The 12,273-nt window shown below is 28.9% G+C and carries 10 protein-coding genes; 3 read left to right on the forward strand and 7 right to left on the reverse strand.

Going from position 1 to position 12,273, the window contains the following annotated elements:
- Window positions 1-132 precede the first annotated feature (132 nt).
- On the forward strand, window positions 133-3,654 hold the full coding sequence (nifJ, locus tag CLFE_RS15670; protein ID WP_077894926.1) for a pyruvate:ferredoxin (flavodoxin) oxidoreductase: 3,522 nt from the start codon (window positions 133-135) through the stop codon (window positions 3,652-3,654).
- 29 nt (window positions 3,655-3,683) lie between these two features.
- On the opposite strand, the gene CLFE_RS15675 is transcribed toward nifJ, so the two are convergent.
- Both CLFE_RS15675 and CLFE_RS24495 read right to left on the reverse strand, forming a co-directional pair.
- On the reverse strand, window positions 3,684-4,154 hold the full coding sequence (locus CLFE_RS15675; RefSeq protein ID WP_077894927.1) for a hypothetical protein: 471 nt from the start codon (window positions 4,152-4,154) through the stop codon (window positions 3,684-3,686).
- Between the two features lie 116 nt (window positions 4,155-4,270).
- Complete coding sequence (locus tag CLFE_RS24495; RefSeq protein ID WP_077894928.1) at window positions 4,271-4,564, reverse strand: TIGR04104 family putative zinc finger protein; 294 nt, start codon at window positions 4,562-4,564, stop codon at window positions 4,271-4,273.
- 171 nt (window positions 4,565-4,735) lie between these two features.
- Here CLFE_RS24495 and CLFE_RS15680 point away from each other — a divergent pair, with 171 nt between their 5' ends.
- Both CLFE_RS15680 and CLFE_RS15685 read left to right on the forward strand, forming a co-directional pair.
- On the forward strand, window positions 4,736-5,083 hold the full coding sequence (locus CLFE_RS15680; RefSeq protein WP_077833845.1) for an EamA family transporter: 348 nt from the start codon (window positions 4,736-4,738) through the stop codon (window positions 5,081-5,083).
- Window positions 5,083-5,424 carry an EamA family transporter gene (locus tag CLFE_RS15685; RefSeq protein WP_077833846.1) on the forward strand — a complete coding sequence of 114 codons (342 nt, stop codon included), beginning with the start codon at window positions 5,083-5,085 and terminating at the stop codon, window positions 5,422-5,424. The genes CLFE_RS15680 and CLFE_RS15685 overlap by 1 nt, the downstream gene beginning before the upstream one ends.
- A 95-nt stretch (window positions 5,425-5,519) precedes the next feature.
- Here CLFE_RS15685 and CLFE_RS15690 read toward each other — a convergent pair whose 3' ends face one another.
- The 5 genes from CLFE_RS15690 to CLFE_RS15710 all read right to left on the reverse strand — a co-directional run bounded on the left by CLFE_RS15690 (window position 5,520) and on the right by CLFE_RS15710 (window position 12,128).
- Window positions 5,520-6,449, reverse strand: coding sequence for a glycoside hydrolase family 26 protein (locus CLFE_RS15690; RefSeq protein WP_139356222.1), 930 nt, complete (start codon window positions 6,447-6,449; stop codon window positions 5,520-5,522).
- Between the two features lie 248 nt (window positions 6,450-6,697).
- Entirely contained in the window at window positions 6,698-8,299 is a 1,602-nt protein-coding gene (locus CLFE_RS15695) for a response regulator transcription factor (protein WP_077894929.1), read from the reverse strand.
- A 13-nt stretch (window positions 8,300-8,312) separates the two neighbouring features.
- Window positions 8,313-10,160, reverse strand: a complete 1,848-nt coding sequence (locus CLFE_RS15700; RefSeq protein WP_077894930.1) for a sensor histidine kinase — start codon at window positions 10,158-10,160, stop codon at window positions 8,313-8,315.
- A 23-nt stretch (window positions 10,161-10,183) separates the two neighbouring features.
- Window positions 10,184-11,824 carry an extracellular solute-binding protein gene (locus CLFE_RS15705; protein ID WP_077894931.1) on the reverse strand — a complete coding sequence of 547 codons (1,641 nt, stop codon included), beginning with the start codon at window positions 11,822-11,824 and terminating at the stop codon, window positions 10,184-10,186.
- Window positions 11,825-11,960: 136 nt separating this feature from the next.
- Window positions 11,961-12,128, reverse strand: a complete 168-nt coding sequence (locus CLFE_RS15710) for a CDIF630_02480 family spore surface protein (RefSeq protein WP_077833850.1) — start codon at window positions 12,126-12,128, stop codon at window positions 11,961-11,963.
- Window positions 12,129-12,273: the final 145 nt, after the last annotated feature.

Here is a 12,273-nt window from a genome sequence, read left to right on the forward strand (position 1 = left end):
TTTCTCTCCTTTGTAAATACTAAATATCAGGATTTATAGTTAAATGGATTAAAGTACTGAAATTAAAGCTTCTATACCTTTAACTATAAAAACTAGATTTAAAAATTTCTTTTTTACAGGGAGGAATAAAGTATGGCAAAAAAATTAAAAACCATGGATGGAAACGAGGCTGCTGCTTATGCTTCATACGCCTTTACGGATGTCGCTGCAATTTATCCTATAACTCCATCCACTCCAATGGCTGAATTAGTAGATAATTGGTCATCGCATGGGAAAAAAAATATTTTTGGGCAGTCTGTTAAGATAGTTGAAATGCAATCAGAGGCTGGTGCTGCTGGAACTGTCCACGGCTCCTTAATTGCAGGTGCACTTACAACTACATACACCGCTTCTCAAGGTCTTCTTTTAATGATACCTAACATGTACAAAATGGCTGGAGAACTTCTTCCTTGCGTATTTCATGTAAGTGCTCGTGCCCTTGCAACTCATGCTCTTTCTATTTTTGGAGACCATCAAGATGTTATGGCAACAAGACAAACAGGATTTGCTCTTCTAGCATCTTCAAACGTTCAAGAAGCTATGGATTTAGGTATGGTATCTCATTTATCTGCAATTAAAGCTAAGGTTCCTTTTGAACACTTTTTTGACGGTTTTAGAACCTCACATGAATACCAAAAGATAGAAGTTATTGACTACAATGATGTAACCCCTTTAGTTGATCATGCGGCAATTAAAAACTTTAGAGAAAGAGCTCTTAACCCTGAGCACCCCACTGTTCGTGGAACAGCTCAAAACCCAGATATTTATTTTCAAGGTAGAGAAGCATCAAATAATTTTTATAATGCAGTTCCTGATGTTGTAGAAAATTATATGAGAGAAATAGAAAAGATTACTGGAAGAGTATACCATCCTTTTGATTACTACGGAGATGCTAATGCGGAGGAAGTAATTATAGCAATGGGGTCAGTATGCGATACCATTGAAGAAACTGTAGATTATTTGAGAAGCAAAGGTGAAAAGGTTGGACTTCTAAAAGTTCACTTATATCGTCCATTTTCTACTGACTATTTCTTTAAGTATCTTCCTAAAACCATCAAAAAAATTGCTGTTTTAGATAGAACTAAAGAACCAGGTTCAGCAGGAGAACCTCTTTATCTAGATGTAGTTAACACCTTTTATAATAGTCCAAATAAACCTGTTATCGTTGGTGGACGTTACGGTCTTGGTTCTAAAGATACACGACCTTCTCAAATTTTATCTGTATTTGAGAATCTAAAAAGCTCTAGTCCTAAAAATGGATTCACAATAGGAATTGTAGATGATGTTACAAATTTATCTCTTCCTGAGAGCGAATCAGTGGATACTACTCCAAAAGGTACTGTAAGCTGCAAATTTTATGGTCTTGGTTCTGATGGTACTGTTGGTGCAAATAAAAGCGCTATAAAAATTATAGGTGATAATACTGATATGTACTGTCAAGCCTACTTTTCCTATGACAGTAAAAAGTCTGGTGGAAGTACTGTTTCTCATTTAAGGTTTGGAGATAAACCTATAAAATCACCATATCTTGTTCATGAAGCAGACTATATAGCTTGCCACAATAAATCCTTTATACACAACATAAATGTATTAAACGGCTTAAAAAAGAATGGAATTTTTGTACTGAACTGTCCTTTTAAAGATGAGGAACTTGATGAAAATCTACCTAATACAATGAAAAAATATATAGCTGACAATGACATACAATTTTATACAATCGATGCAGTTTCAATAGCACAAGAAGTTGGTCTTGGTTCTAGAATAAACATGATTATGCAAGCTACATTTTTTAAATTGGCAGATATAATTCCAGTGGATAAGGCTATTCAATATCTAAAAGACTCTATCGAATACACCTATGGAAAGAAAGGTGCTTCAATAGTAGATGCAAATAAAAAAGCTGTAGACGCTGGCGTTAATGCTGCTCACAAAGTTAATGTACCTGCTTCGTGGAAGAATATCACAGAAGGTGATAAATCCTTAGATGACTTCCCTGACTTCATTAAAAGAATTGAAAGACCTATGGCAAGGCACGAAGGAGATGCCTTACCAGTAAGTGCTTTTAAAGGTATGGAGGATGGTGTATTTCCTCTTGGTGTAACTGCTTACGAAAAACGTGGTATTGCAGTTAACATTCCTGAGTGGCAAATAGACAAATGTATTCAATGTAATCAATGTTCATACGTTTGCCCTCACGCTGTAATAAGAGCTTGCCTTCTTGATGATGAGGAAAAAAATAATGCTCCCGAAACATTTTTAACTAAAAAACCTGTTGGTAAGGGAATGGAAAACTTAAGTTACAGAATTCAAATAAGTCCACTCGATTGTACAGGATGTGGAAATTGTGCTGATATCTGTCCAGCTCCTGGTAAAGCTCTAATTATGAAGCCTGCAAATGAAGAGATAGAAGAACAAGCCGACAACTTTAAATATGCTTTAAAAGTAAAAACTAAAGATGGTGTAATGGATATTAAAACAGTAAAAGGAAGCCAATTTGCTAAACCTCTTCTAGAATTTAATGGAGCTTGCCCTGGATGTGGAGAAACACCTTATATAAAACTACTAACACAGCTTTATGGTGATAGAATGATGATAGCAAATGCTACTGGTTGTTCTTCTATTTGGGGAGCAAGTGCACCTGCAATAGCCTATACAAAAAATCATAATGGAAAAGGACCTTCTTGGGGTAATTCTTTATTTGAAGATAATGCAGAATATGGCTACGGAATGTTTTTGGCAGTAAAGCAAATGAGAGAACGCTTACAAGAATTAATTACTGAAGCTACAAAATCAGATATAAACCTTCAACTTAAAGAAGCCTTTAATTTATGGCTTAACAGCTTTGATGATGGTGATAAATCAAAAGAAGCTTCAAGTAAGATTCTTAAAATTCTAGAAAATGAAAACTTTAAAGACAATAAGGTCTTAGCAGAAATATATGATAAGAAAGATTATTTAATTAAAAAATCCCATTGGTTACTTGGCGGTGATGGTTGGGCTTATGACATAGGATTTGGAGGTGTTGATCAGGTACTTTCTCTAGGAGACGATGTAAATATATTTGTAATGGATACTGAAATATATTCAAATACTGGTGGTCAATCTTCCAAATCCACTCCTGCTGGAGCCATTGCTAAATTTGCCTCTGCTGGTAAACGAACAAAGAAGAAGGACCTTGGCTTAATGGCTATGACCTATGGAAATGTTTATGTGACACAAATAGCTATGGGTGCAAATATGAATCATGCCATTAAGGCAATTACTGAGGCTGAAGCTTACAAAGGACCATCTATAATAATAGCTTATGCACCATGTATAAGTCATGGTATTAAAACTGGTATGGGCACTAGTATAGCTGAAGAGAAAAAAGCTGTAGAATCTGGATATTGGCATCTATTTAGATATAACCCTCTTCTTAAAGCTGAAGGTAAAAATCCATTTGTACTTGATTCAAAAGAACCAACATCACCATACAAAGGCTTTATAGAAGGTGAAATTCGTTACGCTTCACTTAAAAAACTTTTCCCTGATAGACTTGATGCTGCATTTAAACAATCTGAGGAAGATGCAAAAGAAAGATATTTACTTTATAAAAAATTATCTGAATTACAATAAACTAATAAAAGCTAGGGGAGATTAAACCTCTAGCTTTTATTCATTTTATACTCAACAACTGGTACTTTAAAAGTTTTATCACTAAAAGGTTTCTTTTCATAATTAAACTTACTTATGAAATCTTTAAATCTTTTGAATTCACCATTATCTACTTTGTACCAGTTTTCATCTATATTAAAAAAATCATCTCCCACAAAAGATATTTGATGTTGTACCTTACCATAAGTTGTAACAGATATCCCCCAACCTTTTTCATTTCTTTTTGGTATCCTTATTCTTTTTATCGAATTAATAAAATTAATAGTACTTTTTACATCTTCTTTTTTTGTTATTATTTCTTCGGTTACATGCCCTGTTTCATTAAAAGGATAAGCTATTATCCTAACTTCTTTAGTAGTTTTTGAATCTATATTAGTCGTTTGGGCTTGTTTTTCTTCTACTTTATTACCACATCCACATAAGAACATTATAAATAATATGCCTAACAATACTTTTTTCATAATTTCCCCCAAAGTTGTATAATTTACTTTTTATTAATACAAATTTTCTTCTTTCCACACCTCTCTCGAGCTATAAATATTCCTTCATTTTTTTCATATTCACATAGATATTCAATCTATAGTTTCTTTGTATCATATCTTATAAAAAATGGAGAAAGAGTTATTATTATAAAAATCCATATAATATAAAAAAGAAAGGAATAGGATTTAAATATTTCATATAAAAAATTATGGAATAAAATTGGAAGTGGTATAAGTACCGTAATTATAACTCGATATACCATCTTCATATAGTATTTAGTATTACAATTCAAACATTCAATAGGCTTACCAAGTCCTTTTAAAAGTGAAGTTACAATAGTTGTCCATCTAAAATTTTTTGAGCATTTTCTACATTTTTGAACAAACATTATTTTTCATTTCCTTTCTGTAGTATAAGGTAATTTTTGTAACCCAAGCTAATTGTATACATTATATTTTACACCTATTTAGATATTTATAAAACAAAAGTATGTTGCTATATTTATAATAATAAAATAAAATAGTATAGTAATGTTAAAAATGAAAAGGTGACAACAACTATGAATAGTATAATAAGTTCTTATAAGAAAAATCAGAAGGGTATAATTTTAATACTCTTAGCTTCAATATGTACAACTGTAGGCCAATATATGTGGAAATTGTCTGCTATGCATAACATTCCTTACATACTAATTGGATTCTTATTTTATGCAGTAGGTGCTGTAGGCATGATAATTGCATTAAAGTATGGAAGTTTTTCTGTTATACATCCAATGATGAGCATGGGATATGTATTTACAATAATAGTATCTTACCTTCTTTTAAAGGAATCCATTGGTGTAGAAAAAATAATAGGTGTAATGCTTATTATGTTAGGCGTTGCATTTATAGGTATAGGTGATGAATGATGAATAATAATATAATTTTACCTTTTGTAATTATTATAATGACTCTTTTAGGCTCCTTTGGAGGCTTCTGTTTTAAAAAATCCACCTCAGGAGGTACAATAGTATCGATTCTTACAAACAAGTTTTTATACATAGGGGGTTTTTTATATGTAAGTGCAGCTTTAACGAATATATATGCTCTTAAGTATATGCCTTTATCAGTAGTCATGCCAATGTCCTCAATTACTTACATATGGTCCATGATTATTTCTAGAATTATTCTTCATGAAAAAATCACAAAATTTAAGATTACTGGCTTGACTCTTATAATCATAGGTGTTATTTTTGTTGGGCTTGCTTAAACTGTAAATATAAAAAAGGTTCAAGAATATACTCTCTAATTCTTGAACCTTTCTATTAATATTTAGTAGTATTTTCTTTTCACAAATCCTAGTTATTACCTGTGTATACCTGCTATATATGCTCTTAAAGCTGAAGCACTAGAATTTATTCTCCAATCAGTTTCTTTATTTATACTAAAACAAACAACTGAATTTATTAAACTATATTTATCTGAATTTAATTGATTAAAAGCATCTGTATACCATGCTGCTTTATTTCCACCTATTTCTGTAGATGAAAACTCAGATATTTCTATTGGCTTATTTTTTACTTTTAATGCATTGTAAGGTTGAGAGAATATTTCATCGAAAGATTGCCATTTACTACCCCAACTTTGAGTTGTTCCCCAATTATATCCATCTATTGATATAGTATCTACATAATCATCACCTGGATATTGACCTAAGTAGCTTGAACCATTTCCTACGCTTGAACAATTAACATTGAAATTCCATTTAACATTAGCCGCTCCTACTGATCTAAATATGTCTACAACATGTCTAAATGCTGCCTTATATGTTTCGTTTGTATTTACTTTACTATCTCCCACTGCCCAATCATACCAGTTACCGTTGCCTTCATGAAATAATCTTATAATTATATTCTTTTTATAGGCTTTCATATCTAAAGCCATTTGTTTTATATATGCATCTTTTTTTCCATTTACTATATCCATATTAGAAAGTCCCCAAGCTTCCCAGGTAAGTGACATTGTAGAATTGTCTCCATATACAGCATCAAAATTTGATTTTACATCAGAAAAGTTGGTATTCCAATTAATGAACATATTTACTTCATCAAGATGCTTACGCTGTAAACTTTCAAAATCCTTTATCCCTTGTGTTGTAGGTTGATCTGCAAAAAAGGCTCCGTATTTTATTACCCTATTGGCGGAGACCTTTAGTCCGTTTCCAAAGCAACCTAAGGAAAATATTAATATTGAAATTGATAACATTACTAATTTAAACTTATTTTTAAAAAACATAATTTTCCCTCCTTAATGTTTTTAGTACTACATTTGACCCCTCTACAAAAATTATTACGTAATAACAATTAAATACATTTCTATAAAGCAATTTATTATAATAGCTATTTTTTATTGCTTCATAGATATTATATAACATCTATTTATTTAAATTAATAGTACAAATTTACTATTTAGTGTGAAAAAATTACTATTTCAAATTAATCTTACGAGTTGTATGTACTTTTGTAATTTTATAATTTTACCTTTTATTTCCCATACTTCTTATATTCAATAGGAGTATTTCCTGTATGCTTCTTAAAAAGTTTGCTAAAATATCCTGTTTCTTTGTATCCCAACATGCCGCTTACTTCATATACTTTATAATCATAATTTTTTAAAAGTATCTTTGCTCTATCCATCTTAACTTTAGTCAAATATTCTAAAAAGTTTTCCCCTGTTTGCTGCTTAAATATTGAACAAAAATAATTCTTACTTATATTTAAATGATTTGAAATGGAGGTTAGTGTAATGTCTTCATTAACATGCTTAAGAATATACTCACATGCCTTTTGAACTACATTATTTCTTTGATTTAACTTATATTCCTTTATAACATTTATAAGTGAGGATATATTATCTATAAGCTTTTCTTCAATATTACTTAAAGTTTCATTACCCAAAAATCCTACTTTAACAATTTCGCTTAAATTGTACAATTCTTTTAATGCACTATACTTTTTTAACACTTTAGTATAAATATTATTTATAACCTGAGTAATTATGATGTTAATTCTAAATACGTCAAAGTTCATTACTTGCGCTATTTCTTTTATCAGTTCTTTTAGTATATTAATTGAATCATCTTTACCTTCAATTATGTATTCTACTAGAATCTTTTCTTGCTGCTCAGGATAAATAAAATTTCTATTACTCATCTCTTTTAATTCTTCAAAGTGAATAACCCTATTGGTTCCTAAAATATATTTATAACTTAAAGCTTCTTTTGCATTTATACAACTTTTATATAAAAAATATATTTTACTATACCCTTTTCCAATTCCTATGTTAACTACTATACCCAAGTCATCATTACATGTCCTAAGAATACTTTTTAACGCTCCAGTAAACATATTATCTAAAACTGCTATTTCAATTTTCCAATCTGCTTGTACAATTATAAATTTTCTTCCCAAATCACCATCTACTATAGAATAATGTGTAATGCCTTTATTTATAAATTCCATTTTAATAGCATTATCAATAGCCCTTTCTAAATAGTTACATTGATCATTTTCAATTAATTTTTCACTGCTAATAACAAGCTTATTTATTTCAACAATTGCTACCTGTACTTTATCCTTAATTAGTGGAAGTTTATATTTTAAAATATACTCATCCATATCAATTAAATTCTTACCTTTTAATAAATCACATAAAATCTTTTCTCTAGATATTGTTTTATTAAGCTTAAATTCATAACTTTTTTTATCATTTTCAGCTAATTTTTTATAGGCATTAACTAATACATTTTGTAGTTTTTCAGTATTCAAAGGCTTTAATATATAATCAAAAGCTCCTAACCTAAGGCCCTCTTGAGCATATGAAAACTCGTCATATCCACTTAAAAGTACCACAATGGTATTTAATTTCATATTCCTTACAATTCTTAAAATGTCTATTCCACTAACTCTATTCATTTTGATATCTGTAATTATAAAATCAATTTTTTGCTTCCTAAGTTCTTCTATTGCTTCTTCACCATTAGAGCATTCACATATAACTTTAAATCCATATTCCTCCCATTTAACAGTTTTATTTAATCCCGTTCTAATAAGGGGTTCATCATCTACAATCATGACCGAATACATTTTTCTCACTCCTCTAAATGGAATTCTCATCTTTATTATACAATTTAATTATAAATTTCGAATAACTTTCTTTTTCAGCTTCTATATAAACACCACTATTTTTGCCATAAAAAAGTCTTATTCTATCATTTACATTTTTAATGCCCAAACCAAGTTTTTCATGCACCTTTCCATTAATATGTTCATATAAAATATGTATTTCTTCTTTATTCATTCCTTTTCCATCATCCATTACATTTAAATTCAAATAATCTCCATCTTCTCTAACTGATATATAAATATTACCATCCTTTTTTCTTAATTTTTCACGAAGGCCGTGATTAACTGCATTCTCTACTAATGGCTGAATTATTAACTTAGGTATTTTTAACTGACAAAAATTTTCATCTATATCAACATGTAAATTTATACAATATTCATATCTCAAAGTCATTAATGAAATATACTTCTTAATATGATTTAATTCTTCATTTAAAGACACAAAATCATTGTCCCATTTTATGTTATATCTCATCATATCTGCTAACGAAACTAATGAATCTGCAACTACATAATTCCCTTCAACTAATGACATTACCCTTATATTCTCCAGCGTATTAAATAAAAAATGTGCATTTATTTGACTTTTTAATGCTCTTAACTCCGTTTCTTTGCCAATGACTTCCTTTTTGATATTTTCTTTTATCAATTCATCTATTTTTTTCATCATTTCTCTAAAATTATGGGCCAATACACCTATTTCATCACTGCCATATACGGGTATATCCACTTCTAAGTTTCCAGTTCTTATTTGCCTAATTGAGTTTAGGATTAAATACAATCTTTTTAATATAATTTTTGTAACAAAATATATGATAATTGATAATAGTAGTAGTAGTAACAAACTTTCAGATAATAAAGCTTTCCTTGAATATGCTACACTTTTAGTAATATTATTTAAAGGTATAACACATATCAAATAGTCACTTGCTAGAGGTGATTCCATATAAAGTAGAATATATTTTTCATTTCCTTGGCTGTATGATATATCTCCTTTACTGTCCTTTAACTTTCCCATAATAGATTTTTTAAATAGCTTTCTATCAAAATGTAATCTTTTCAAAATAATATTATTCTCATTTGTTATTAAATCTAAAGTTCTTGTATTGAAAATAAATATTTGACTATTATTTAATTTATCATTATTAAACATGTTAGGAAAAAAGTTTTTTGATAACATAGTGATTCTTATTATGCCTATATCCTTACTACTTTGAGATTTAATTTCTTTATTTAGCGAAACTATTAATTCACCATTATCTTGATCTTCTAAAGAATCCTTTTTGATATCGTTATCACATTGATTTATATTCCAATATGCAGCTCCATCCTTATCTAATGTGTTTTTGTACCATTTATCTCCTATAATTCGTTTTTCACTATATATTAATGGCCAAATTTCATTAACCTCTGGATTGTTAGTAAATATATTTATTTGCCTAATATTTGGATTATTATTCTGTAAATTTGTTATCTCCTTGTACGTTACATCATTAAATTTTATAAGTTCTTTTAAATCTGTACTTTTGTGAGGATCAATATAATTCATAACATCCTCATTATTTTTTACTGCACTTAAAACATTTCTCATAATATATATATTTTTTTCAATATCACTATATTCAACATTAAGTTCATAACTATGCTTATTTATTGCATCTTTTTTAGCATTAACCTCAAGAGATTTAAAGGTATATACAGAAAAAAACATTATAGGAACTGCAATAACCAATATATAAGTAATTATTAGCTTTTTCATTAAGTTCTTTTTTATAAAAAAATCTCTAACATTTTTTATAAACAATATAATATAATCTCTCATTTAAAATACCTCTGTTTCTACACTCACTTACTTATATTAAGTTTTCTTTTATTTTCTTCGAATTTTTTTTGCTGATAGGCTTGTACCTTTGAATATCCTTCATTTTTTTCATAAGTCAAAAAATCGCTAAATATTTGATTAAATTCGTTATCACTTTTTGATGTAAGCAAATTTTTCAATGTATTTTTCCATTTATAATTTATTTTTTCATACACCGCGCCTTCTTCAGTATCTGCATATGGATTAATTTGATCGTATACAGAAAAGTTATAAGTTTTTCCCTTTGGCCAACTCTCCAATATCTGTATTGCTTTTGGTTTAGCCGATTCCCATTTATTTATAAAATCAGTATCCATAAGCATCCAATAAGTTTTCTCAGCTCCATATTTTTCATAAAATGCTTTTCTATCATTATTTAATAAATTGATTACTTCAGGTTTAAATTGCTCTTTTCCATTAATATATTTCCACAAAACACCCTCTTTACCTAGAAATAAATCTTTATTACCCTCCTCACTTATTAAATAACTAAGAAATTTTATTGCCCTCTTTGGATTCTTACAATCTTTTGAAATAAATGTAACAGTCCATCCTGATATACTATCAGAAGGTAATCTAGGCTCATCAAGTTTTGAATTTGCTGGTCCACAAACAGGTATATAAATTTTGTTTTTATCCATTTTATATAAGTGTAATTGTTCATCAACCATATCTGTTCTTTGATAAAGCAAGGAAAAATATCTTCCATCAGCAATTTTTTCCTTAATTTGCCCCTTCTTATCAACAAATATATCTTTCGAAAGCAATCCAAGTTCATTAGCTTTTCTTAACGTTCTTAACCATGTTATATATTCGGGGTCAGTTCTTCTGTCATAAATCTTACCTTCCTTCTCAAATGGTACTGCTAAAAAATCAGGTAAGATACTATCTAATGACAAATTACCTAAATCATCAAATTCATCCATTCCTAAGGGTATCATTGTTTTATCCTCTACAGTAGGATATTTTTCCTTGGCTTTTTCTAAAGCATTTAAGAAACCTTCTGGAGTCCTCATATCTGGTTTTCCTATAGCTTCATATATATCTTTTCTCACCAAAAAAGTTTGATTAGAGGGATTGTCTTCTCTATAATCATCCTTATCTTTTACATTCAAGGAAAAGTTGGGATAACAATATACATGTCCATCATTTTGCTTATACCACTCTAATTTTTGTTTGTTAGCAATTTTTAAAAAATATGTATCATATTTTTTTGCAAGCTTATCAAGTGACAAAACTAATTTTTCTTTTGTAAATTTTTTGCATTCATCATCCCAAGCATTCAAAGTTATAAAATCCGGTAACTTACCTCTATCTATCATAGCGTTTAAATTTTCTGTTTCATCTCCACTTGGAATAATAAAGTTCAGACTTACTCCTGTTTTATTTGTAACATATTTAGATATAAAATTATTTCCCCATTTAGTAGTAATTCCTGGATAATTAATATACCAATCAAAAGTTATAGGCGAAATATCTGATCTATATACTTGTCCATTCAATTTATTCTTTTCTTTATCAGTATTTCTATAATATCTTCTATATATATTAAACAACATAAAAAGTATAAGAAGTATTATTAAAACACTAATAACTTTGAACCTTTTTCTGTATTTTAATTTCATAAAATTGTTCTCCTTCCCTCTAACCGTAATACAAAATAAACAATTTATCTTATTTTTATCATTTGGATTTATATTACAAAACTCATTAATAAATACTTAAAAATAGGAGATGGACCATCTCCTATTTTACTTTTCTTTACTTTTGATTAGAATCTACATAATCCTTAGCATTATCCACATCAAAATTACTTGGAATTGATACTTTTGACACTGGCTTCTCTTCATCTATATTTGCCCAAGCTGCAGTGTCATGCTTTTCTATTGGTGTACGACGTTCATTTTGAATTTTATCTTTTTTGTTCACATTAACCACTCCCTTCACAAATAGTATTTTCAATTTATAAAAATGTATTAGCTATTTAAACATTCCTTTTTAGTTCTTAAGTAAAAAATAATATTTTTTTGGGTAATTGTTTATATATACTCCAAATAACTACAATAATTATTAT

It is taken from the genome of Clostridium felsineum DSM 794 (genome assembly GCF_002006355.2).
In the GTDB taxonomy this organism is placed as follows: Bacteria; Bacillota; Clostridia; order Clostridiales; family Clostridiaceae; genus Clostridium_S; species Clostridium_S felsineum.

Coding starts and splice junctions, on each gene's coding strand:
- nifJ (WP_077894926.1), top strand. CDS start 133: ATGGCAAAAAAATTAAAAACCATGGATGGAAACGAGGCTGCTGCTTAT.
- CLFE_RS15675 (WP_077894927.1), bottom strand. CDS start 4,154: ATGAAAAAAGTATTGTTAGGCATATTATTTATAATGTTCTTATGTGGA.
- CLFE_RS24495 (WP_077894928.1), bottom strand. CDS start 4,564: ATGTTTGTTCAAAAATGTAGAAAATGCTCAAAAAATTTTAGATGGACA.
- CLFE_RS15680 (WP_077833845.1), top strand. CDS start 4,736: ATGAATAGTATAATAAGTTCTTATAAGAAAAATCAGAAGGGTATAATT.
- CLFE_RS15685 (WP_077833846.1), top strand. CDS start 5,083: ATGAATAATAATATAATTTTACCTTTTGTAATTATTATAATGACTCTT.
- CLFE_RS15690 (WP_139356222.1), bottom strand. CDS start 6,449: ATGTTTTTTAAAAATAAGTTTAAATTAGTAATGTTATCAATTTCAATA.
- CLFE_RS15695 (WP_077894929.1), bottom strand. CDS start 8,299: ATGTATTCGGTCATGATTGTAGATGATGAACCCCTTATTAGAACGGGA.
- CLFE_RS15700 (WP_077894930.1), bottom strand. CDS start 10,160: ATGAGAGATTATATTATATTGTTTATAAAAAATGTTAGAGATTTTTTT.
- CLFE_RS15705 (WP_077894931.1), bottom strand. CDS start 11,824: ATGAAATTAAAATACAGAAAAAGGTTCAAAGTTATTAGTGTTTTAATA.